Below are 26262 nucleotides of genomic sequence, written 5' to 3'. Positions count from 1 at the left end.
ATGACCATCCTGCAACAAAAAAACCGGCTGGCAAGGCCGAACCGGTTTTCCTGGCTTGCGACGGGCGTACTTTACCGCTTTTCTACCTGACTGACATCCCGTACCGCACCGGTCGAGGCCGAAGTCGTCATGGCGGCATACGCCCGCAAAGCCGGACTGACCAGACGGTCACGACGCTGAGGCCGCCAGCCCTGCTGCTCGCGTTCGGCGCGGCGACGCGTCAGGATCGCCTCGTCGACCGCCAGCTCAATCTTGCGCGCAGGGATATCGATACGGATCAGATCCCCCTCCTCCACCAGACCGATCAGGCCGCCCTCGGCCGCTTCCGGCGAAACATGGCCGATACTCAGGCCAGAGGTACCGCCGGAGAAACGACCATCGGTCAGCAGCGCACACGCCTTGCCCAGCCCCTTGGACTTCAGATAGGAAGTCGGATAAAGCATTTCCTGCATACCCGGCCCGCCCTTCGGCCCTTCGTAGCGAATCACCACCACATCACCGGCCTGAATCTTGTCGGCCAGAATGGCTTCGACAGCCGCATCCTGGCTCTCGAACACCCGGGCCCGGCCATCAAAGCGCAGAATGCTGTCATCGACGCCAGCGGTTTTTACGATGCAGCCATCCTCGGCCAGATTGCCAAACAACACTGCCAGACCACCATCCTGGCTATAGGCATTGGCCCGGCGGCGAATGCAGCCGGCGGCCCGGTCCAGATCCAGTTCGGGGAAACGCATGCTTTGCGAGAAGGCCAGCGTCGTGGCCACCCCGCCCGGCGCCGCGCGATAGAAACGCGTCGCGGTCTCATCCACGCCATCACGGGCCACATCCCACTGATCCAGCGCCGCCCCCAGCGACGGACTGTGCACGGTCGGCACTTCGCGCGCCAGCAACCCGGCACGGTCCAGCTCACCCAGAATGGCCATCACCCCGCCAGCACGGTGTACATCTTCCATATGGTATTTCTGCGTGGCCGGGGCCACCTTGCACAGGCAAGGGACCTTGCGGGAGATGGCATCGATGTCCGCCATGGTGAAATCCACCTGCGCTTCGTGCGCCGCGGCCAGCAAATGCAGCACCGTATTGGTCGAGCCGCCCATCGCCACATCCAGCGACATGGCATTGCCAAAGGCTGCGCGCGAGGCAATGCGGCGCGGCAGGACGCTTTCATCGTTCCCCTCGTAATAACGCCGCGCCAGATCCACGATCAGACGACCGGCTCGCAGAAACAACTCCTTGCGATCGGCATGGGTGGCCACCAGCGAGCCATTGCCCGGCAGCGACAGGCCCAGCGCCTCGGTCAGACAGTTCATCGAGTTGGCGGTAAACATGCCGGAACACGATCCGCAAGTCGGACAGGCGGAGCGCTCCAGCTCGGCCACCTCGGCATCGGAGACCGCCGGGTTGGCCGCCTCGACCATGGCATCGACCAGATCCAGCGCACGGGCCTCGCCCTGCCAGTTCACCTTGCCGGCCTCCATCGGCCCGCCGGAAACAAACACCACCGGGATGTTCAGCCGCAGGGCCGCCATCAGCATCCCCGGGGTAATCTTGTCGCAGTTGGAAATGCAGACCAGCGCATCGGCACAATGGGCATTGACCATGTATTCGACCGAATCGGCAATCAGGTCACGCGAGGGCAGGCTGTAGAGCATGCCGCCATGCCCCATGGCAATGCCGTCATCAATGGCAATGGTGTTGAACTCTTTGGCCACGCCGCCGGCGCGTTCGATTTCCCGGGCCACCAGTTGCCCCAGGTTATGCAGGTGCACATGCCCCGGAACAAACTGAGTGAACGAGTTGGCAATGGCGATGATCGGCTTCTGGAAGTCTTCATCCTTCATGCCGGTGGCGCGCCACAGTGCGCGGGCGCCGGCCATGTTGCGGCCGGCGGTAGAAGTTCTGGAACGATATTCAGGCATGACAATTCCTTGCTCTATTTCACTAAAATGCCAGCGTTTCCGGTCGCACTTTCAAAAGACGGGTCCAGTCAATCGGTGCGCCGTGCAAGGCGGCGGGGCCGTGGTATCAGCCCCGGAAATCGCATGCGAGGGTAATCGCCCGCGACGATATGCAACGCTTTCCGTATAATTCAGTCTCATCACTTTTACCGCAAACACGTACGACTGACAAATGATCATTCATCCGCAATACGACCCCGTCGCCATCCACCTCGGGCCACTCGCCGTGCATTGGTATGGCCTGATGTACATGGCCGGCTTCCTGCTGTTCATCCTGCTCGGCAATCGTCGCATCCGTGCCGGCCGCAGTTTCATGACCAGCAAGATGCTGGACGACCTGCTGTTTTACGGCGTGCTCGGCGTGGTGCTCGGCGGACGGCTGGGCTATGTGCTGTTCTACAAACCCGGCGAATACCTGCACAACCCGGCGGAAATCCTGCGGGTCTGGGAAGGCGGCATGTCCTTCCACGGCGGCTTCCTCGGCGTACTGATCGCCATGTGGCTGTTTGCCCGCCGCCATGGCAAGAGCTTCTGGGACGTGGCCGACTTCGTCGCCCCGCTGGTGCCGCTGGGCCTGGCCGCCGGCCGTATCGGCAACTTCATCAATGGTGAACTGTGGGGGCGGGTCACCAACCCGGATGCCCCCTGGGCCATGCTGTTCCCGCAGGCCCAGCAGGCAGACCGTGCCTGGGCAGCCACCCACCCGGAGTGGGTCGACACCTATGTCAAATACGGCGGACTGGCACGCCACCCGTCGCAGCTGTATGAGTTTGCGCTGGAGGGCATGACCCTGTTCTTCATCCTGTGGGGCTTCAGCAGCAAGCCACGTCCGCGCGCCGCCGTCTCCGCACTGTTCCTGATCGGCTACGGTGCCTTCCGCTTCATCGCCGAGTTCACCCGCGAACCCGATGACTTCCTTGGTCTGCTGGCCGCCAACCTGAGCATGGGACAATGGCTGAGCCTGCCGATGATCCTCGCCGGGCTGGCCCTCTGGGCCTGGTCGCGCAAGCAGCCGCAAGGCCACTGATTCACCATCACCTCGCAACATGGCCGGGCCTCTGCCCGGCCATGTTGTCATTTGCACGCCGCAACAACGTGCTCCAGCCGTTGATTGCCATCAAATCAAATCGATTTAGCACATACTGATATTCCCTGGCGCGTTACGCTTGCGGTCTGGATGCCGCGACAAGGTCACCCCTTGCCCGTGGCTCAGTGACACAGCGCGTGATCCGCCTGTGAACCGACAATACAAACAGGGAGTCAGGTATGAAAAAAACCCGCCTTTGCATGCAACTGACCATGCTGGCCTCGATGCTGGCAAGCCTTCCGGCCTTTGCCGTGCCGTCCGCACCGGACTATGTCGACGACAACGCCTATCTGGCCGCGGCGCGCAAACACATTCTGCCGCCAGATATCGCCTGGAACGGCAAGAGCGAACAATTCATCGCTGCCAAGAACGACCCCTATATCACCCCGATCGAAGCGTCCGATTTCCAGCACACCCCGACCTACACCGAAACGCTGGACTACCTGAAGAAACTGCAGGATGCCAAACCGGGCCTCATCAAGATGATGACCTACGGTGAAACCACCGATGCCGGCACCCCGTTCACCATGGTGATCGTCTCCAAGTCCGCCGACAAATCCGCCGCCGGCCTCAAGGCCTCGGGCAAACCGACCGTCTACGTCGAAGCCGAAATCCATCCGGGCGAAGCCAACGGCAAGGATGCCGGCCTGATGATGATTCGCGACATGACCGTCGGCAGCAGCCAGACCGCCCTGCTGGACAAGATCAACCTGATCTTCGTCCCGGTGGTCAACATCGACGGTGACCTGCGCAACGGCAAGTATGGACGCATCAACCAGAACGGCCCGAACAATACCGGCTGGCGCGTCAACTCGCGCAACCTGAACCTCAACCGCGACTTCGCCAAGCTCGACAGTCCGGAAATCCGCAACGTCGCCCGCATCCTCAACGAATACGACCCGGACTTCTTCATCGACACTCATTCCACCGATGGCGTGATCTACCAGTACGATGTCACCTACTGCAACAACGGCATGGGCTGGGCCAAGAACAGTACCACCTGGATGAACAGCGTCATGACCCCGCGCGTGTTCGCCGAGCTGAAAGACTATGGCCATCTGCCGAACGACTGCATCAGCATGAACGACAATGAGGATATGACCCAGGGGTACTATCCGTACTACAGCGACTATGCCCGCTTCTCCAACCAGTACGCCGATATCCGCGGCATTCCGGGCATCCTGGTCGAATTGCACGCCCTCAAGCCGTACCGCCAGCAAGTACTGGGCAACTACACCCTGTACAAGGCCATCTTCGAAGCTGTCGGCGACAACAAGGACAGCCTGGCCGCCGCGATTGCCAAAGACCGCGCTGTACGTGACAACCAGGTGGCGCTGACCTGGAAAGCCCCGGATGGCAAGCCGCAACTGGTCGACTTCAAGGGCGTGAAATACACCAAGGAATTGTCGCCGATCACCGGTGACAAGATCGTGCGCTGGACCAACAAGCCGCAGGATTACAAGATCCCTTACACCCCGCAGACCCAGCCGGACCTGATCGTACCGCGTCCGAAGGCCTATATCGTGCCGGCGCAATGGCATGAAGTGATCGACCGTCTCAAGGTCCATGGCATCCAGATGACCACCCTGAGCGCGCCGACGGCCTACGACGTGACGGTCTATCGCCTGGAAGACGTCAAGCTGGGCACCCCGTTCGAGCCCGACCGCGAGTCCGCCGACAAGATCCCGGGCTATGAAGGTCGCCTGCTGATCACCGGCAAACCGGTTCCGGAACACCGCAAGGTCACCTACCCGGCCGGCTCTGTGGTCATCGACCCGAACCAGCGTCTGGGCGTACTGGCCATGGACCTGCTCGAACCGGCCAGCCCGGACTCTTTCCTGAGCTGGGGCTTCTTCAATGCCAACCTGACCTCGGCCGAAGCGCCCGAAGCCTACGTCATGGAGCCGATGGCTCGTGCCATGCTGGCCGAAAGCCCGGCACTGCGTCAGGCCTTCGCAGAAAAGCTGAAGAAAGACAAAGCCTTTGCCAAGGATCGCAACGCGCGCCTGAACTGGTTCTACAACCAGACGCCGTTCGCCGACAGCAACCGCTATATGTACCCGGTCGGCAAGGTCGAGTGATATCGGTCTGCCTCTGAAAAAAAGCGGCCGGGCCATTGCCCGGCCGCTTTTTTTGTCGCAGCACCAGCCATACCGGGGGCAGGCCTCAACGCATTCGTCATGCAGCGATACCACAACTCAGCTACAATGATTCGGCAAGCCCCCCTCAAATGACAGGATGACCGATGATTGTTTCCGTCCTTGGCACCGCGGCCGGCAACGGCTCGCAAATCGCCACCTCCAGCTACCTGATCGATGTCAGCACCCTGATGGACTGCGGCAGCGGCGTGGAAACGCTGTCGACGGAAAGCCAACTGGCGGTGGAACGCGTACTACTGACCCACTCTCACCTGGATCATTGCAGCGGCCTGCCGGCACTGCTCGCCTGCCATGCTGCCCATGGCGGCAAAGGGCTGACCGTTCACAGCCAGCAGGAAACCATTGACGAGTTATTGAATGGCCTGATGGCCGAACCCGGCCATCAGGGCTATCTGCAGGCCCAAACCCCGCAAGGCGAGCCCCTGCTGCGCTTTGCCGCACTCGAAGTCGGCGATGCCATCCCGCTGGCAGACGGCATGGCCACCGCCCTGCCGGCCCAGCACAACATCGCCAGCATCGGCTGGGTCATTGAGGGCCCCTGGCGCGCCCTCGCCTATACCGGCGATTCGGCCCTGTGCCCGGCCTTCTGGCACTGGGCGGCCAATGTCCCGTCGCTGTCCGACATCATCTGTGAAGTCACCTACCCGAGCAGTGACCCGGAACGGGCCGCACAGGAGGGCCACATGACGCCGGCCACCCTGCTGCCCATGCTGGAGCTGATTCCGCCCAATGTGCAGATCTGGATCAGCCATCTGGACCCCTCGCTGCGCGAACAGGCTCTGGGTGAACTCAAGCGCCTGGCGCCGGCCGGCCTCAACATCGCCGAACTGCAGCACAGCAGCGTGATCGACCTCTAGTTCCCCGCCCCCTCCGCACCCGTCAAGACTCCCTGCGCGGGAGTCTTGTCGTGTCAGCCAGAGGCACCGGCCCGCCAGCGCTTGAGCAACAGCGCATTGCTGACCACCGACAGCGAACTGGCCGCCATGGCCGCCCCCGCCAGTGCCGGGCTGAGCAAGCCGCTGGCCGCCAGGGGAATACCAAGCACGTTATAGGCAAAAGCAAAAAACAGATTCTGCCGGATCTTGCCCAGCGTACGCTGCGACAGACTGACGGCATCGACCACATGCATCGGATCATTGTGCATCAGGGTCAGATCCGCAGCCTCGATGGCGACCTCCGACCCGCCGCCCATCGCCATGCCAACATCAGCCACCGCCAGTGCCGGCGCATCATTGACACCATCACCCAGCATGCCGACCCGCAAACCCTGCTCACGCCATTGCCGGATCAGGGTGGCCTTGTCCTCGGGCAACAGGCCGGCATGGACCTCGTCTATCCCGGCCTGAGCGGCGATATACCCGGCGGCAGCCGGGTGGTCGCCACTAAGCATTACCACCCGGATACCCATCTGCTTTAGCCGGAACACCGCCCCGCTGGCCGATGCACGCAAGCTGTCCGCCAGTGCCAGCACACCCAGCGGCTCACCATTGAGTGCCACGCCAATCACCGTCATGCCCTGCTCGCGCCACCGCGGCCAGTCGGCGAATGCCGGCACGCCCGCCCACTGGGGATGCCCGACGCGCAACTCGCCCAGATCCGGCAACTGCGCCGTGACCCCGGCGCCGGTCTGTGCAGTAAATCCGCTGAGCGGCAGCAGCGATACGTCCTGTGCCTGAGCAGCGGCCAGCAGGGCTTGTGCCAGCGGATGCGTCGAGCCCGCCTCGGCGCTGGCCGCCAGTTGCAGCAGCCGCGCCTCGCTGATACCCAATGCAGCCAGTTGAACCAGCCTTGGCCTGCCTTCGGTCAAGGTGCCGGTTTTGTCCATGGCCAACACCTGAAGGCGCCCGGTCTGCTCCAGTGCCTCGGCGCGGGCAAACAAAATGCCGTGCCGCGCCCCGTTACCCACCCCGACCATGACGGCGGTCGGCGTGGCCAGCCCCAGGGCACAAGGACAGGCGATCACCAGCACGGCGACCGCATGAATCAGCGCCCGCCCCCAGTCACCGCTCAGCGCACCGGTCAGCAGCAGTGTCAGCAGGCCGATCAGCAAGACCGCGGGAACAAACCACGCCGACACCTGATCTGCCAGACGCTGGATCGGTGCGCGGGACCCCTGTGCCTCACTGACCATGCGGACAATCCGTCCCAGCTGCGTATCACTGCCAACGCCGGTCGCGCGGATCTGCAGCAGCCCCGACTGATTCAAGGTGGCGGCATAGACCTGTGCGCCGACGCCCTTGTCCACCGGCAGGCTCTCTCCTGTCAGCATGCTTTCGTCCAGCGCGGCCTGGCCCTGCTCGATCACCCCGTCCACCGGCACGCGTTCGGCCTGGCGCACCCAGACCAATTCGCCGGGCTGCAGTTGGTCCAGCGGCACCTCCACCTGCTGTCCATCGCGTTCCACACGCGCTGTACGCGGCGCCAGGTCCAGCAGCGCCGCAATCGCATCGCCCGCCCTTCCTTTGGCGCGCCGCTCCAGCCACTTGCCCAGCATGACCAGCACCAGCACCCAGGCCGATGCCTCGAAATACAACTCATGCGCCTGACCGGACCAGGCCAGCCAGCAGGAGTAGCCGTACGCCGCGCTGGTCCCCAGTGCGACCAGCACATCCATATTGGCGGCGCCGCCACGCAAAGCCAGCCAGGCGCCACGGTAGAAGCGCCAGCCGAAAACAAACTGCAGCACCGACGCCAGTCCCCATTGCCAGAACAGCGGCAACATCGGCATGTCGGCCGCCGTCATCATGGACAGCATTGGCCACAACAGTGGCAGCGCCAGCAGCGCCGCCAGCACCACCCGCACCCCCTCGCGGCGCGACGCCGTCACCTGTTGCGCCCGCAGCGTCTCACGCTGCATAGCCTGCACCACACTGGCGGTAAATCCGGCCTGCTCCACGGCAGTCACCATCTGCGCCGCCTCACAGGCACCGGGGACAAAATGCACGCTGGCCTGCTCACTGGCAAAGTTGACCGTCGCACTCACCCCCGGCAGCCGGTTGAGCACCTTTTCGATACGTTGAGCGCAGGCAGCACAATGCATCCCGCCCAGTGCCAGGGCCAGCCGGGACGCCGCCACCTCGAATCCGGCGGCCCGGACGGCCGCGACGGCTTCATCCAGCGACGCCCCCTCGCCCAGCTCTACCCGCGCCGTCTCACTGGCAAAACTGACCGTCGCCTGCACCGCTGGCAGGCGGTTCAGCATCTTTTCAATACGCTGGGCGCAGGCAGCGCAGTGCATGCCCTTGATGGGTAATACCAGAACGGAATTTTGCATGATGATCTCCTGACCTGATCATATACCCCCATAGGGTATAAAAACAAGCCATTCTCATCCGCCGCATCTGCCGCAGCGCATCATGCCTTCGGCATATTTTCTGTGACAAATATCAATTTAATTTACCTATTTTCCTTACTAAACTTGTAATATTTATGATAACGTCGGGGAGGACCGAGTCATCGGGAAAAGTTCACCATGCGCCCCGAGGTAAAGATGCAGCCGATCACCCAGGAAATGCGAAACAGCACTATCCCCTTGCATTCGACCCACCTGGATCCCTTGCTGGATTGCCTGTTCGCCCTGGCTCGCCAATATGGCATCAATGCCACCCGCGAGTCCCTGGTTGCAGGCATTCCACTGACCAATGGCCGGCTCACGCCGTCCATGTTTTCGCGTTCAGCCCGACGCATCGGCCTGACCTCGCGCGTCGTGCGCAGCCCGCTCGACAAGCTGCGCGATGCCTTGCTGCCGGCGGTGATCCTGCTCAAGAACGACGAGGCCTGCATCCTGCGCGGCATTGACCACAAGACAGGGACCGCCCGCTTCAGCTTCTCCGAACTCCCGGAGTCCGTCGAAACCATCCCGCTCGAGCAACTGGGTGAAAACTACGCCGGCATCGCCATCTTCGTCAGGCCGCGCTTCAACTATGACCGTCGGGCACCGGAGATGGGGGATATCCGCTCGCGTCACTGGTTCTGGCATGCGGTCTATGGCGGCCTGCCGTTGTACCGTGACTCGCTGGTGGCCTCCTTCCTGATCAACCTGTTCGCCCTGGTCATCCCGCTGGTGTCGATGAACGTCTACGACCGTGTGGTGCCCAACCTCGCCTTTTCCACCCTGTGGGTTCTGGCCATCGGCAGCATCATCGTCCTGGTGTTCGACTTCCTGATGAAGATGACCCGTGGCTACATGCTCGACCTGGCCAGCAAGCGCATTGACGTTTCACTGTCCTCCCTGATCATGGAACGCGTGCTGGGCGTACGCATGTCGGCACGCCCGGCCTCGGTAGGCGCCTTTGCCGCCAATCTGCGCTCGTTCGAAACCATTCGCGACTTCATCGCCTCCGCCTCGATCACCGCACTGATCGACCTGCCCTTCGTTCTGATCTTCCTGCTGGTCGTGCTGTGGATTTCGCCGCTGATGGTCATCCCGGTACTGGTGGGCGCCGGCGCCATGATGATCTTCTCACTGCTGATCCAGGAGAAGATGAAAGTCCTGACCGAGTCGACGCTGCGCGCCTCGGCCCAACGCAACGCCCAACTGGTGGAAAACCTCGCCGAGCTGGAAACCATCAAGATTCTGGCCGCCGAAGGACAGCAACAGGCCCGCTGGGAGCAGGCCACCCTGTTTTTGTCGCAAATCGGCGCGCGCCTGAAATTGCTGGCGGCCTCCGCCAGCAACTTTGCCGGCTTCGTCCAGCAGATGGTCAGCATCGTGGTGCTGATCGTCGGGGTCTACCTGATCATGAGTGGAGACACCTCGCAGGGTGGTGTGATCGCCGCCGTGATGCTGTCTGGTCGCGCCATGGCGCCCCTGGGCCAGCTGGTCGGCCTGCTGACCCAGTACCACAATGCCAAGATCTCGCTCGGCTCGCTCGACACCTTCATGAAGCTGCCGGTTGAACGCGAGCAGAATGCCAACTTCTTCCACCGCACCAGCTTCCGGGGCGAGATCGAATTCCGCAATGTCAGCTTCAGCTATCCGGAGAACCCGGCGCAGGCACTGCGCAACGTCTCGTTCAAGATCAAGGCCGGAGAACGGGTTGCCATCATTGGCCGCATCGGCTCCGGCAAGTCGACCCTGCAGAAACTGATCCTCGGCCTGTACCAGCCCGATGAAGGTTCGGTACGCATCGACGGCATCGACATCAACCAGATCGACCCGACCGAACTGCGTCGCCACATCGGCTATGTACCGCAAGAATCGATGCTGTTCTACGGCACGCTGCGACAGAACATCACGATGGGCGCGCCCCACAGCCACGATGCCAGCATCCAGGCCGCTGCCGAACTCGCCGGCCTGTCGGAGTTCGTCAACAGCCACCCGCAGGGCTTCGACATGATTGTTGGCGAACGCGGTGAAACCATGTCCGGCGGCCAGCGCAAGGCTGTCACCATCGCCCGTGCCCTGCTCAATGCGCCGCCGATCCTGTTGATGGATGAACCCACCAGCAATATGGACAGCTCGGCCGAAGCCCATATCAAGCAAACACTGAACAAAATCATGCAAGGCAAGACCGTGATCCTGACCACGCACCATTCTTCGCTGCTGGAGCTGGCCGACCGACTGATCGTCGTCGACAACGGCACGATTATGGCCGACGGGCCCAAGGACGCGGTCATTCGTTCCCTGCAACAAGGTCAGGTCAACCGGGGGCAAGCACAATGAGCCAACACCGCCCCTTCTGGAAAAACTGGATTGTCCGCGGCCAGGAAAAAACCTCGCCATACTGGGATCGCCTGATGGACTGGGCTGCGGCTCGAGACCTGCAGGAGCACCTCGATTTTGCCACCGATGCCGACTGGGCCATTCTGGAGCAGAATCCAGGCCGGCCGCGGGTGTTTGTCTGGACCGTCACCGGCTTTTTCCTCGTTGCCCTGCTGTGGGCCGCCTTTGCCCAGATCGACGAAGTGACCAAGGGGGAAGGCAAGGTCGTCGCCTCCAGCCAGAACCAGCACATCCAGAGCCTGGATGGCGGCGTGGTGTCGCGCATCCTGGTGCACGAAGGACAGGTGGTACAGAAAGGCCAGTTGTTGCTGAACATCGACAACACCCGCTTCGTCTCCTCGCTGCAAGCCAGTCAGGCACAGTACCTGGCCTTGCTGGGCAAGGCGGCACGGCTGCGCGCCATTGCCGAAGGCTCCCCGCTCAACATGCCGGCCCAGGTCACGCAGGAAGCACCGGACATTGCCAAGCAGGAAAGCGACCTCTATCGAGCCAGACAGCAGGAGCTGGAAGACACGGTCCAGATCGCCCATCAGGAACTGAACCAGCGCACCCAGGAGCTGAGCGAAATGCGCGCCCGGCGGCAACAGGCCGACCAAAGCTATCAACTGACTGCCCGCGAACTGGAGCAAACCCGTCCCCTGCTGGACAGCGGGGCGGTGTCGCAGGTCGACCTGCTGCGGCTGCAACGCGATGTCTCGCGCTTCAAGGGTGATCGCGATATGGCCGAAGCACAGATTGCCCGCCTGCAGGCGGCCATCATCGAAGCCAACCGCAAGGTACGCGAAACCGAGTTGAGCTTCCGCAATCAGGCCAGCGCCGAACTGTCCGAAACCATGGCCAAAATCAACAGCCTTTCTGCCGACACCACCGGTCTGGCCAACAAGGTCAAGCTATCGGAACTGCGCTCTCCGGTACGCGGCGAAGTCAAGCAGATCTATGCCAATACGGTTGGTGGCGTGGTGCAGCCCGGCAAGGATGTGATGGAAATCGTGCCGATCGGCGACTCCCTGCTGGTGGAAACCCGGGTCTCGCCGCGCGACATTGCCTTCCTGCGCACCGGCCAGGATGCCAAGGTCAAATTTACCGCTTATGACTACACCATTTACGGTGGCATGGACGGCGTCGTCCAGGACGTCGGCGCCGATACCGAAACCGACGAACACGGCAACTCGTTCTACATCGTCAAGGTGCGTACCCGTCAAAGCTCGCTGGGTGACAAACACTTGCCGATCATCCCCGGCATGGTTGCCCAGGTTGACATTATGACTGGCAAGAAAAGTATATTGTCATATATGCTCAAGCCGGTACTGCGCGCCAAGACAGAGGCGCTCAGCGAACGTTAGCCTCGGCCATATCCGTCGTCGTACGCGTATGGCCGTAAAGATACAAACAGTGTTTCTCTGAACAATAGAGAACCTTATTCAACCCATTTTGCCGGAGTCGCTCATGGCTACCCCCGCACTGTCCGGTCGCATCGCCCACCTCAAAGGGGTGGTCAAGGTTATTGACGCTCAGGGTCATGAGCACATCCTCAAGGTCGGGGAGGTCATCCGCCCGGGGGAACAGTTGCTGTTCGACAAGGGCGCCAGCCTGACGCTGAGCCAGGATTCGGGGGGGACCGTCGTCCTCTCGGGAGAACAGGACCAGCCCTCGGCCCCGGCAAGCGACCAGCAAAACGCGGCGCAGACAGACGGCAATGGCGGCAACGCCAATACCGACGTCCAGCAAGTGCTGAACAACCTGGCCAGTGGCCAGGACCCGACAGCCCAGCTGGATCCGGCCAGCGCCGGCTTGCAGGCAGACACCTCGACCAGCAGCAATCTGGGCCATACCTTCATTACCCTGTCCTCGACAGACATCAGTAGCACCACCACCGTCAGCAGCCTGCGCAGCAGCAACAGCATTGCTTCGCTGGATAATTTCGGGCGCATCAGCAACAACCAGCCCCAACTGCTGGCACAACAAAGCAGCACTAACGGCGCCCCGCCTGCCAGTGTCAGCATTGCCGGCATCACCCTGACCAACCAGGTCGAACCCACCCTGCGCGGCACCGGCCAACCAGGACTCACCGTGCTGGTCAGCACCAGCCTCGGCACCGTGCTGGGCAGCGCCGTCGTCGCCAGCAACGGCACATGGAGTCTGACGCCGACCGTCCCGCTGGGCCAGGGCAGCACCACGCTGATTGCTTCGTCGACCAACACCGCCGGGCAGACTGCCGTCGCCTCGGCATCGGTCACCGTCGACTCCATCCCGCCCAATACGCCGACCGTCAGCATCATCGGGCACAACGGCGAGATTGGCGCCGCCGACGAGACCAATGGCAGAGTGCAGGTTCAGGTATCGCTGGACAATAGCGTTCATGCCGGCGATGTCATTCGCCTCAGCAACGGCAGCAGTACCCTCTCCCATACCGTCACCGCCGCAGAATTGAGCAGCGGACATGCCAGTCTGAATGTCACGGCACCGGGCAATGGCCAGACCATGAGCGTCTCGGCCACCATCACCGATGCTGCCGGCAATACCTCGGCCGCAGGCAGCGCCAGCGCCCTGGTCGACACCGTGGCGCCCAACACGCCGCAAGTCAGCATCCTCGGTCACAACGGCGAAATTGGCGCCGCCGACGAGACCAATGGTCAGGTCCAGGTACAGGTCACCCTCGACAACAGCGTGAAAGCCGGCGACAGCATCCAGCTGCGCACCGGCAGTGGTGCCACGATCGCCTACACCGTACTGGCTGCCGATCTCGCGGCGGGCCATGTCACACTCAATGTGACCGCTCCGGCCAACGGAGAAACCCTTGTCGTCAGCGCCACCATCACCGATGCCGCCGGAAACACCTCGGCCGCAGGCAGCGCCAGCGCCCTGGTCGACACCGTGGCGCCCGATGCACCGCAAGTCAGCATCCTCGGCCACAACGGCGAAATTGGTGCCGCCAACGAAACCAATGGCCAGGTCCAGGTTCAGGTATCGCTCAACAGCAGTGTTCAGATCGGCGACAGCATCCTGCTGACCACCAGCACCGGCGCCACCGTGGCCTATACGGTACAGGCTGCCGACCTGACGGCCGGTCATGCCACCCTGAACGTGACCGCCCCCGCCAGCGGACAAACCCTCGTCGTCAGTGCCACCGTGACCGACGGCGCCGGCAATACCTCGGCGGCAGGGACCGCCAGCGCCCTGGTCGACACCGTCGCCCCGGACACCCCCCAGGTATTCATCCAGGGACATAACGGTGAAATCGGCAGCGCCAATGAAATCAACGGACAGGTGCAAGTGCGGGTGGTTCTGGACAGCAGCGTCCAGGCCGGCGACACCCTGACCCTGTCGACCGGGAATGGCCAGCCCATCGTCTACACGGTGCAGGCCAGCGACCTGAGCGCCGGACAGGTACTGCTCAATGTCAGCGCACCGGCCAACGGCCAGACACTGACCGTCACGGCAACCCTGACCGACGCCGCCGGCAACACCTCTAGCGCCGGCAGCGCCAGCGCCCTGGTCGACACCGAGGCGCCCAACGCGCCTAACGTCACCATCGTCGACCACAACGGCGTCATCAGTACGCCCGACGAGCACAACGGTCAGGTACAGGTCCGAGTCTTCCTCGACAGCTCGGCCCGGGTCGGCGACATCCTGACCCTGCAAAGCAGCAATGGACAGAGTTACGCCCACACCATCAGTACAGCAGACATCCAGAACGGACAGGCATCCTTCAGTCTCAATGCCCCGGCCAATGGACAAACCCTGACAGTCACCGCCACTGTCACGGATGCTGCCGGCAACAGCTCGGCTGCCGGTAGTGCGTCTGCCGTGGTCGATACCACCGGCCCGAACACCCCGACCGTCACCATCGTTGACCATAACGGCGTGATCAGCACGCCGGATGAGCGCAACGGCCAGGTCACGGTACAAGTCGCTTTGGATGGTTCGGTCAAGGCCGGTGACACCATCAGTCTGACCGCCAATGGCGTCACCGTCTCGCATGTAGTCAGCAGTGCGGACCTGAACGCCGGTCATGCCAGCTTCAGCGTCGCCGCGCCCGCCGACGGCCAGAGCCTGAATGCTTCCGCCACCATCACCGATGCGCTCGGCAACAGCTCGGCTGCCGGTAGTGCGTCTGCCGTGGTCGATACCACCGGCCCGAACACCCCGACCGTCACCATCGTTGACCATAACGGCGTCATCAGCACGCCGGATGAGCGCAATGGTCAGGTGCAGGTTCAGGTGAACCTCGACAGCTCGGTCAAGGCCGGTGACACCATTTCGCTCACCGCCAATGGCGTCACCCAAACTCATGTGGTCAGCAGTGCGGACCTGAACGCCGGTCATGCCAGCTTCAGCGTCGCTGCCCCGGCCGATGGTCAGAGCCTGAATGCTTCCGCCAGCATCACCGATGCGCTCGGCAACAGCTCGGCTGCCGGTAGTGCGTCCGCCGTGGTGGATACCACCGGCCCGAACACCCCGACCGTCACCATCGTTGACCATAACGGCGTGATCAGCACGCCGGATGAGCCCAATGGTCAGGTGCAGGTTCAGGTGAACCTCGACAGCTCGGTCAAGGCCGGTGACACCATCAGTCTGACCGCCAACGGCGTCACCCTGAGCCATGTCGTCAGCAGCGCGGACCTGAACGCCGGCCATGCCAGCTTCAGCGTCGCCGCCCCGGCCGATGGCCAGAGCCTGAATGCTTCCGCCACCATCACCGATGCGCTCGGCAACAGCTCGGCCGCCGGTAGTGCGTCTGCCGTGGTCGATACCACCGGCCCGAACACCCCGACCGTCACCATCGTTGACCATAACGGGGTGATCAGTACGCCGGATGAGCCCAATGGTCAGGTGCAGGTTCAGGTAAACCTCGACAGCTCGGTCAAGGCGGGTGACACCATTTCGCTCACCGCCAATGGCGTCACCGTCTCGCATGTAGTCAGCAGCGCGGACCTGAACGCCGGTCATGCCAGCTTCAGCGTCGCTGCCCCGGCCGATGGCCAGAGCCTGAATGCTTCCGCCACCATCACCGATGCGCTCGGCAACAGCTCGGCTGCCGGTAGTGCGTCTGCCGTGGTGGATACCACCGGCCCGAACACCCCGACCGTCACCATCGTTGACCATAACGGGGTGATCAGTACGCCGGATGAGCGCAATGGTCAGGTGCAGGTTCAGGTGAACCTCGACAGCTCGGTCAAGGCCGGTGACACCATCAGTCTGACCGCCAATGGCGTCACCCAGACTCATGTGGTCAGCAGTGCGGACCTGAACGCCGGCCATGCCAGCTTCAGCGTCGCTGCCCCGGCCGACGGCCAGAGCCTGAATGCTTCCGCCACCATCACCGATGCGCTCGGCAACAGCTCGGCTGCCGGTAGTGCGTCTGCCGTGGTCGATACCACCGGCCCGAACACCCCGACCGTCACCATCGTTGACCATAACGGGGTGATCAGCACCCCGGATGAGCCCAATGGTCAGGTGCAGGTTCAGGTAAACCTCGACAGCTCGGTCAAGGCCGGTGACACCATCAGTCTGACCGCCAATGGCGTCACCCAGACTCATGTGGTCAGCAGCGCGGACCTGAACGCCGGTCATGCCAGCTTCAGCGTCGCCGCGCCCGCCGATGGCCAGAGCCTGAATGCTTCCGCCACCATCACCGATGCGCTCGGCAACAGCTCGGCTGCCGGTAGTGCGTCTGCCGTGGTCGATACCACCGGCCCGAACACCCCGACCGTCACCATCGTTGACCATAACGGCGTGATCAGCACCCCGGATGAGCGCAATGGTCAGGTCACGGTGCAAGTCGCTTTGGATGGTTCGGTCAAGGCCGGTGACACCATTTCGCTCACCGCCAATGGCGTCACCCTGAGTCATGTGGTCAGCAGTGCGGACCTGAACGCCGGTCATGCCAGCTTCAGCGTCGCCGCCCCGGCCGATGGTCAGAGCCTGAATGCTTCCGCCACCATCACCGACGCGCTCGGCAACAGCTCGGCTGCCGGTAGTGCGTCTGCCGTGGTCGATACCACCGGCCCGAACACCCCGACCGTCACCATCGTTGACCATAACGGTGTGATCAGCACCCCGGATGAGCGCAATGGTCAGGTCACGGTGCAAGTCGCTTTGGATGGTTCGGTCAAGGCCGGTGACACCATCAGTCTGACCGCCAATGGCGTCACCATCTCGCATGTGGTCAGCCGTGCGGACCTGAACGCCGGCCATGCCAGCTTCAGCGTCGCTGCCCCGGCCGATGGCCAGAGCCTGAATGCTTCCGCCACCATCACCGATGCGCTCGGCAACAGCTCGGCTGCCGGTAGTGCGTCTGCCGTGGTGGACACCACCGGCCCGAACACCCCGACCGTCACCATCGTTGACCATAACGGCGTCATCAGCACGCCGGATGAGCGCAATGGTCAGGTCACGGTGCAAGTCGCTTTGGATGGTTCGGTCAAGGCCGGTGACACCATTTCGCTCACCGCCAATGGCGTCACCCAAACTCATGTAGTCAGCAGCGCGGACCTGAACGCCGGCCATGCCAGCTTCAGCGTCGCTGCCCCGGCCGATGGCCAGAGCCTGAATGCTTCCGCCACCATCACCGATGCGCTCGGCAACAGCTCGGCTGCCGGTAGTGCGTCCGCCGTGGTCGATACCACCGGCCCGAACACTCCGACCGTCACCATCGTTGACCATAACGGCGTCATCAGCACCCCGGATGAGCGCAATGGTCAGGTGCAGGTTCAGGTGAACCTCGACAGCTCGGTCAAGGCCGGTGACAGCCTGACCATGCAGACATCCAGTGGGGATGTGTTTGTCCATGTGGTCACGGCCGAAGAAATCCACGCCGGCAATGTGACCCTGGCCGTCACCGCACCGCTCAATGGCCAGACGCTGGACGTCAGTGCCGTACTGACCGATGCCCTGGGCAACCAGTCGCAGGCTGGCAGCGACAGCGCCGTGGTCAATACCACCGCGCCCAACTCGCCCGAGGTCAGCATCCTGGACCACAACGGCGAAATCGGTCTTGGCAATATCAACCAGGGCCAGGTATCGGTACTGGTCTCGCTGGATGAATCGGTCAAAGCGGGCGACACCGTCCTGTTGAGCACGGGCAATGGCTTGCCTGTGAGTTATGTCCTGCAGGCCGCAGACATCAGCGCTGGCCAGGTCACGCTGCATGTTTCGGCTCCCGCCAATGGTGAAACCCTGCAAGTCAGCGCCACCATCACCGATACCCTGGGTAACACCTCGGATGCAGGCACCGATTCGGCGCTGGTGGATACACAGGCCCCGAATGCACCGCAAATCAGCGTTGCCGGCCACAATGGCGAAATCGGCATCGCCGATGTGCACAACGGCAAGGTATCGGTTCAGGTCGCACTGGATGGCAGCGTGCAGGCCGGCGACACCCTGACGCTAACCGGCAGTCCGGGTATCAACATCAGCTATACCGTTCAGCCTGCCGATCTGGTCAACGGTCACGTCAACTTTAATCTGACGGTACCGGCCAATGGCGCCACCTTGTCGCTCAACGCCACGCTGACCGATGCAGCCGGCAATACCTCCCCGGCCGGCACGGTCAGTGCGCTGGTCGACACTCAGGCACCCGACACCCCCAACGTGGTCATCCTCGGCCACAATGGCGAGATCGGCATCGCCGACGAACATCAGGGACAGGTGAGTGTACAGATCGGGCTTGATTCGGCGGTCAAGGTGGGCGACATCATCCACCTGAGTACCGGTGCAGGTGCCCAGATCAACTACACGGTTCAGGCCGGCGATCTGCAGGCAGGCCATGTCGTGCTGAACGTCACGGCCCCGGCCAATGGTCAAACCCTGCAGGTTGCCGCCAGCATCACCGATCTGGCCGGCAATACGTCCCCGGTCGGCACAGCCAGTGCGCTGGTCGACACCGTGGCACCACTGGCACCGACCATCACCATCATGGACCACAACGGCACCATTGCCGGCAGCGATGAGAGCAATGGACTCGTCAGCGTCAGGATCGGTCTTGATCATGGCGTACAAGTCGGCGATACGCTGACCCTGTTGTCAAGCAACGGCCTGCCGCTGTCCCATATCATCACCGCCAGCGAAGTACAAAACGGACAGGTACAGCTGAATCTGGCCGCACCGGCCAATGGGGCGACGCTAACCCTCTCGGCCACCCTCACCGATCAGGCCGGCAACGTTTCAGCGGCGGGCAGCGCCAGTGCGGTAGTGGATACCCAGGCACCGAATACGCCGGCGGTCACCATCGTCGATCACAATGGCGTCATCGGCAGCGCAGATGAACAAAACGGCATGGTCAGCGTCAATGTGGCGCTGGATGGCTCGGTCAAGGTCGGCGATACCATCACGCTGAGCAGCAATACTGGCAGCCAGATCAGTCACGTGGTCAGCGCCAGCGACCTCAGTGCGGGCCAGGTCGGCTTCAGTGTCGGCGCACCGGCTAATGGCGCCACCCTCAATGTCAGCGCCAGCATTGCCGATCCCTATGGCAACACCTCCGGAACAGGCAACAGCAGTGCCGTCGTTCATCTGGACCCGATTGGCAGTCCGAGCATCAGCCTGCTGCCCAACGGCCTGAGCGGCCAGTTCTTCAACGTCGCCGACAGCCATATCTCCAGCCCGCTGGCCGGACAGACCGCACTGTCGACCGTGCTGGCCGACCTGCAGGGCCGCAGCCCCAGCGCCAGCTTCATCGCCCAGGCGCTCAACTTCGGCGAGCAGGGCGGCGTCTGGCACGGCACCACCAATTTCAGCAACAGCCTCGGCAGCTCGCTCAACAATCTGAATGCCTTCCTCGGCAACAGTGCCAGCAATCTGCAGCTCAACGGCAGCTTCAACAGCACCCAGCAGAGCATCGTCACCCTCGGCGGCGCCTTCAGTGCCGCCGCAGGCACCTATACGCTCAACGTCAATGCCGATGACGGCTATCAGATCATCGTCGATGGTCATGTGGTGGCGCAGTTTGCCGGCAATCAGTCGCCGACCGTCGCCAACACCGCCATCACCCTCGGTCATACCGCCGGCGATCTGCACAGCATTCAGATCGTCTACTGGGATCAGGGCGGGCAGGCCACGCTGCAGGTCGGTCTGACACCGACCGGCGCCCCGGCCGGCACCGTGCCGACGCCGATCAGTGTCGCCCCGCCGGCAGGCAGCATGATTGCCGCCGTGGCGCTCGACAGCTCGGCGCAGAACGCCCTGGCTCATCATGGCGTGCTGTCGGTCAATGAAGGTCATGGCCAGACGGTGCAGCTGTCGTTCAACAGCGCCGGCCAGCTGGTCGACGGCAATGGTCTGGTCTATGCCTACCAGAATGGCACGGTCTATCTGCCGGTTCCGGCACCGGCCGCTGGTGAGACGCTGACGCTGAGCGCCAGCGTGGCCGATGGTGCCGGCAATCTGTCGCCCGCCGCCAGCACCAGCTATCAGGCGCTGAGCAGCCCGGTAGTGACCCTGGCCGAGCATCACAGCATGAACAATCAGATCAGCAGCAGCGATCTGAGCAACGGGCAGGTCCAGGCCAGCGTGACGCTCAATGCCGCCAGTCTGGCCGCCAATGGCAGTGCCAGTGTCACCGTCAATAGCGGCGGCAGCCTGTCGACCGTCACGGTGCACAGCGATGGCAGCATCACCAGCAGCAATAGCGCCATCACGGCCAGCTACAGCAACGGTGTGCTCACGCTCGGCCTGCCGCAGCCGGCCAATGGCGCCCAGGTGCAGGTCAGCGCCGTGCAGACCGATGCACTGGGCAACCACTCTGCCGCCGGCAGCGACAGCGGCACCCTCAATCTGACCGCACCGGCCACGCCGGTGGTCTCGATCGCCCAGCACTTTGATCATCAGGACGGGCAGATCGGCAACGACAATCTGGTCAATGGTCACATTCAGGCCACGGTGCAGCTGGATGCCGCCAGCCTCGCGGCTAACGGCAGCGCCAGCATCACCATCAATGCAGGCGGTACGCTGTCGACGCTGACGGTCGACAGCCAGGGCCATCTGAGCAGCAGCAATCCGGCCATCGGTGCCAGCTACGCCAATGGCGTGGTGACACTGAGCCTGCCGGAACCGGCCAATGGTGCCCAGGTGGCGATCAATGCCAGCCAGACCAATGCCCTGGGCAATGTGTCGGCCATCGGCAGCGACAGCGGCACGCTGGATCTGAGCGCAGCCAATGCACCGAGCATCAGCCTGCTGCCCAACGGCCTGAGCGGCCAGTTCTTCAACGTCGCCGACAGCCATATCTCCAGCCCGCTGGCCGGACAGACCGCACTGTCGACCGTGCTGGCCGACCTGCAGGGCCGCAGCCCCAGCGCCAGCTTCATCGCCCAGGCGCTCAACTTCGGCGAGCAGGGCGGCGTCTGGCACGGCACCACCAATTTCAGCAACAGCCTCGGCAGCTCGCTCAACAATCTGAATGCCTTCCTCGGCAACAGTGCCAGCAATCTGCAGCTCAACGGCAGCTTCAACAGCACCCAGCAGAGCATCGTCACCCTCGGCGGCGCCTTCAGTGCCGCCGCAGGCACCTATACGCTCAACGTCAATGCCGATGACGGCTATCAGATCATCGTCGATGGTCATGTGGTGGCGCAGTTTGCCGGCAATCAGTCGCCGACCGTCGCCAACACCGCCATCACCCTCGGTCATACCGCCGGCGATCTGCACAGCATTCAGATCGTCTACTGGGATCAGGGCGGGCAGGCCACGCTGCAGGTCGGTCTGACACCGACCGGCGCCCCGGCCGGCACCGTGCCGACGCCAATCAGTGTCGCCCCGCCGGCAGGCAGCATGATTGCCGCCGTGGCGCTCGACAGCTCGGCGCAGAACGCCCTGGCTCATCATGGCGTGCTGTCGGTCAATGAAGGTCATGGCCAGACGGTGCAGTTGTCGTTCAACAGCGCCGGCCAGCTGGTCGACGGCAATGGTCTGGTCTATGCCTACCAGAATGGCACGGTCTATCTGCCGGTTCCGGCACCGGCCGCTGGTGAGACGCTGACGCTGAGCGCCAGCGTGGCCGATGGCGCCGGCAATCTGTCGCCTGCCGCCAGCACCAGCTATCAGGCGCTGAGCAGCCCGGTAGTGACCCTGGCCGAGCATCACAGCATGAACAATCAGATCAGCAGCAGCGATCTGAGCAACGGGCAGGTCCAGGCCAGCGTGACGCTCAATGCCGCCAGTCTGGCCGCCAATGGCAGTGCCAGTGTCACCGTCAATAGCGGCGGCAGCCTGTCGACCGTCACGGTGCACAGCGATGGCAGCATCACCAGCAGCAACAGCGCCATCACGGCCAGCTACAGCAACGGTGTGCTCACGCTCGGCCTGCCGCAGCCGGCCAATGGCGCCCAGGTGCAGGTCAGCGCCGTGCAGACCGATGCACTGGGCAACCACTCTGCCGCCGGCAGCGACAGCGGCACCCTCAATCTGACCGCACCGGCCACGCCGGTGGTCTCGATCGCCCAGCACTTTGATCATCAGGACGGGCAGATCGGCAACGACAATCTGGTCAATGGCCACATTCAGGCCACGGTGCAGCTGGATGCCGCCAGCCTCGCGGCTAACGGCAGCGCCAGCATCACCATCAATGCAGGCGGTACGCTGTCGACGCTGACGGTCGACAGCCAGGGCCATCTGAGCAGCAGCAATCCGGCCATCGGTGCCAGCTACGCCAATGGCGTGGTGACACTGAGCCTGCCGGAACCGGCCAATGGTGCCCAGGTGGCGATCAATGCCAGCCAGACCAATGCCCTGGGCAATGTGTCGGCCATTGGCAGCGACAGCGGCACGCTGGATCTGAGCGCAGCCAATGCACCGAGCATCAGCCTGCTGCCCAACGGCCTGAGCGGCCAGTTCTTCAACGTCGCCGACAGCCATATCTCCAGCCCGCTGGCCGGACAGACCGCACTGTCGACCGTGCTGGCCGACCTGCAGGGCCGCAGCCCCAGCGCCAGCTTCATCGCCCAGGCGCTCAACTTCGGCGAGCAGGGCGGCGTCTGGCACGGCACCACCAATTTCAGCAACAGCCTCGGCAGCTCGCTCAACAATCTGAATGCCTTCCTCGGCAACAGTGCCAGCAATCTGCAGCTCAACGGCAGCTTCAACAGCACCCAGCAGAGCATCGTCACCCTCGGCGGCGCCTTCAGTGCCGCCGCAGGCACCTATACGCTCAACGTCAATGCCGATGACGGCTATCAGATCATCGTCGATGGTCATGTGGTGGCGCAGTTTGCCGGCAATCAGTCGCCGACCGTCGCCAACACCGCCATCACCCTCGGTCATACCGCCGGCGATCTGCACAGCATTCAGATCGTCTACTGGGATCAGGGCGGGCAGGCCACGCTGCAGGTCGGTCTGACACCGACTGGCGCCCCGGCCGGCACCGTGCCGACGCCGATCAGTGTCGCCCCGCCGGCAGGCAGCATGATTGCCGCCGTGGCGCTCGACAGCTCGGCGCAGAACGCCCTGGCTCATCATGGCGTGCTGTCGGTCAATGAAGGTCATGGCCAGACGGTGCAGCTGTCGTTCAACAGCGCCGGCCAGCTGGTCGACGGCAATGGTCTGGTCTATGCCTACCAGAATGGCACGGTCTATCTGCCGGTTCCGGCACCGGCCGCTGGTGAGACGCTGACGCTGAGCGCCAGCGTGGCCGATGGCGCCGGCAATCTGTCGCCCGCTGCCAGCACCAGCTACCAGGCACCCGCCAGCCCGGTGATCAGCATCGGCAGTGATGTCAACCACGATGGTGTCCTCAATGCCGCCGAGACCAATCATGGCACCGCCCCCCTGCATGCCACCGTCGCACTGGATGCCGGCTCGCTGGCCAGCGGCGGTCACGCCAATATCACCGTCAACGACAATGGGGTGATCAGCAATTTGCTGGTGAACAGCAATGGCAGCGTGAGCGGTGTTCCGGCCGGCATGACGGCCAGCTATGGCAATGGCGTGCTGTCGCTGACGGTGGCTGAACCGGGCGATGGCCACAGCCTGTCGATCAGCGCCGCCCAAACCGATGGCAACGGTTTTGGCAGCACCACTCAGCGTGCCAGCGTGCTGGAAGACATCACGGCCCCGACCCTGCCCGGTCTGCAGATTGCCACTGACCCGGCGGCCGCGGGCGTGATCACGGCCGGGGAGCTCAACGGCCACACCACGGTCAATACCAGCATCACGCTGGGCAGTAGTGCGCAAAGCGATCTGGCGGCCGGCGGCACGCTGAATATCACGACCACGCAAGACGGGATCAGCCAGAGTACGGTGCTGCACTGGAATGGCAACCAGCTGGTGGATGGCAACGGGCAGGTCTACAGCTACAGCAACGGGGTGGTGGTGATCCCGACCACGCTGAGCATCGATCATGGCAGCCTCACGCTCAGCGCCAGCCAGACCGATGCCGCCGGCAATACCTCCAGCCTGGCGGCAACCTCCGCCCTGGTGGTGGATAATCCGTCCATCTCGGTGGTGCCGTCCGCCCTGCCCTCGACCGGCCTGCTGTGGCAGACCTGGGCGCACGACAGCGTACTCAGCCTGGATCACAACGGCGGCTGGGGCACTGACCCGTATGCACTGCGTCTGGCGATCGATAACACCAGCACCCTGCCGACCAGCACCGGCACCCTGACCGACCTGGCACAAGCCAATGTGGCCGCCGGTACGGCCACGCGGGTCTCGGGACTGATCTATCTGGAAGCGGGTCACAACTATACGTTCAGCGGCACCGAGGATGATTCGTTCCTGCTCAAGGTGGGCGGCCATACACTGACCGCGACCTGGGGGGATGATCAGGGTGAGCTGGAGGGCAGCAGCTTCACGCCGCAGGCCAGCGGCTGGTACACCATTGCGGCCTATCACGACAATGAAGCCGGTCCGGGTCATTTCCAGGTTCAGGTCAGCGTGGATGGTGCTCAGGCCGTCGAACTGAATACGGCCAATTTCCACCTGGTCAGCAATCTGTCCGACCTGAGCAACGCCGGTCTGTCTGTAGGCAATATCGTGCCCTGGCACGGTCACAGCCTGGAGGGCTTCTACACGACAGCACAGAGCACGGCGGTCAGCGCCCTGCCCTCGGTCGGGCTGACCCAGCGTTTCTGGGCAGACCCCTGGTCGCCGCTGGAAAACCATAACTTTGGCAACAGCGAAAGTGCCTGGCAGCACCTGACCTCGCGCTCCGGTGACCAGCCGGATGACACGCGCCTTGTCAGTGGCGCAGGCGACACGCGCGCCACCGAGGGGCTGGGCACGGTACAGCTGTCCGGTCTGATCTACCTGCAGGCCGGCCACAGCTATACCTTCAGCAACAGTGGCAGTGATGCCTGGCTGGTCAATGTCGGTGGCCAGAACTTGTCGCAGGGTATTTTTGCGGCGGGTGCTGCCGGTGGCACCTTCCATGCCCAGACAGATGGCTGGTACACCCTGGCGGCCTACCATGCCTCGGACTTGCTGAGCTTTAATCTGCAGGTCAGTGTCGATGGCGGCAGCGCGCTGAATCTGAATACCAGCAACTTCCATCTGGTCAGCAGCGTCGCCGATCTGACGGCTGCCGGCCTGACGACCGGCAATCTGAACATTGCCGATCCGGGGGCAATGAATGGCTACTACCCGGGGGGGCATCCGAGCAGCTTCGACATCACGCTCGACACCCTGAACCAGAGCCTGCTGACCAATGGCGGCTCGGTGCACCTGACCAGTTCGACCGGGCTGGACACCACCCTGCACCTGAGCGGCAATGCCCTGGTCGATGCACATGGCCATGCCTACAGCTATCAGCAGGGCACCATCGGTTTCAGCCTGGACAGCAGCAGTGCCAGCACCACCGTGTCCGTCACCCTCACTGACGCGCACGGCATCAGCTCGGACACGGTCAGCACGACGCTGGTGAATGGCGACAGCACCATCAATGCCATTGCCGGTGTCGAGACCTTCAAATTCGAGTTGCCGCTGGATGGTCCGGCGGGTTCGCCGCACGTGGCCACGATCAACAACTTCAGCATGGGCAGTACCGCCGCCAATACGCCGGAGAGCATTCTGGACCTGCGCGACCTGCTGCAAGGTGAAAGTCATGCGGCGGCCGGCGCATCGCCGGTCGGCAATCTGGCCAACTATCTGCACTTCAGCACCGTCAATAGCGGCGGCATTGTCAGTACTGTGGTGCATGTCAGCGAGACGGGTCAGTTTGCCCACAGCAGCAGCCCGGCCAATGACACGGCACAGATCGTATTGCATAACGTCGATCTGACCCATCTGGGCACCACACTGCTGAGTGATCAGGCCATCCTGCAGAATCTGCTGGGTAACGGCAGACTGCAGACCGACTGAGCACTGGCAATGAAGAGGGGGTTGTCATCACTGACAACCCCC

At 63.1% G+C, this 26262-nt stretch carries 8 protein-coding genes; 6 read left to right on the top strand and 2 right to left on the bottom strand.

All coding sequences use genetic code 11. The features are described 5' to 3' along the window. Nucleotides 1-71: 71 nt before the first annotated feature. The gene (ilvD, locus tag AACH39_RS16700) at nucleotides 72-1919 is read right to left on the bottom strand and encodes a dihydroxy-acid dehydratase (RefSeq protein WP_338620613.1); all 1848 of its coding nucleotides are present in this window, start codon (nucleotides 1917-1919) and stop codon (nucleotides 72-74) included. A gap of 211 nt (nucleotides 1920-2130) precedes the next feature. On the opposite strand from ilvD, the gene lgt reads away from it, so the two are divergent. From lgt to AACH39_RS16685, 3 genes are all read left to right on the top strand, one after another. Further along, nucleotides 2131-2985, top strand: coding sequence for a prolipoprotein diacylglyceryl transferase (gene lgt, locus AACH39_RS16695; protein ID WP_338620612.1), 855 nt, complete (start codon nucleotides 2131-2133; stop codon nucleotides 2983-2985). A gap of 239 nt (nucleotides 2986-3224) precedes the next feature. Continuing rightward, nucleotides 3225-5126, top strand: coding sequence for a M14 family metallopeptidase (locus tag AACH39_RS16690; RefSeq protein WP_215777340.1), 1902 nt, complete (start codon nucleotides 3225-3227; stop codon nucleotides 5124-5126). A gap of 164 nt (nucleotides 5127-5290) precedes the next feature. Then, nucleotides 5291-6061 (top strand): MBL fold metallo-hydrolase, encoded by a 771-nt coding sequence (locus tag AACH39_RS16685; RefSeq protein WP_215777342.1) that lies wholly within the window; start codon nucleotides 5291-5293, stop codon nucleotides 6059-6061. Between the two features lie 53 nt (nucleotides 6062-6114). Here the strand turns inward: AACH39_RS16685 and AACH39_RS16680 are convergent, their stop codons facing one another. Continuing rightward, nucleotides 6115-8478 carry a heavy metal translocating P-type ATPase gene (locus AACH39_RS16680; RefSeq protein ID WP_338620611.1) on the bottom strand — a complete coding sequence of 788 codons (2364 nt, stop codon included), beginning with the start codon at nucleotides 8476-8478 and terminating at the stop codon, nucleotides 6115-6117. A gap of 198 nt (nucleotides 8479-8676) precedes the next feature. Here AACH39_RS16680 and AACH39_RS16675 point away from each other — a divergent pair, with 198 nt between their 5' ends. From AACH39_RS16675 to AACH39_RS16665, 3 genes are all read left to right on the top strand, one after another. After that, the gene (locus AACH39_RS16675) at nucleotides 8677-10869 is read left to right on the top strand and encodes a type I secretion system permease/ATPase (RefSeq protein WP_252346071.1); all 2193 of its coding nucleotides are present in this window, start codon (nucleotides 8677-8679) and stop codon (nucleotides 10867-10869) included. After that, entirely contained in the window at nucleotides 10866-12272 is a 1407-nt protein-coding gene (locus AACH39_RS16670; RefSeq protein ID WP_215777347.1) for an HlyD family type I secretion periplasmic adaptor subunit, read from the top strand. The genes AACH39_RS16675 and AACH39_RS16670 overlap by 4 nt, the downstream gene beginning before the upstream one ends. Nucleotides 12273-12375: 103 nt before the next feature. Then, complete coding sequence (locus AACH39_RS16665) at nucleotides 12376-26220, top strand: Ig-like domain-containing protein (RefSeq protein ID WP_338620610.1); 13845 nt, start codon at nucleotides 12376-12378, stop codon at nucleotides 26218-26220. Nucleotides 26221-26262: the final 42 nt, after the last annotated feature.

Source organism: Paludibacterium flexuosum, assembly GCF_037076605.1.
Lineage (GTDB): Bacteria > Pseudomonadota > Gammaproteobacteria > Burkholderiales > Chromobacteriaceae > Paludibacterium.
The sequence above is the reverse complement of the archived record's forward strand: the minus strand, read 5'-3'. Positions and strand labels throughout refer to the sequence as shown.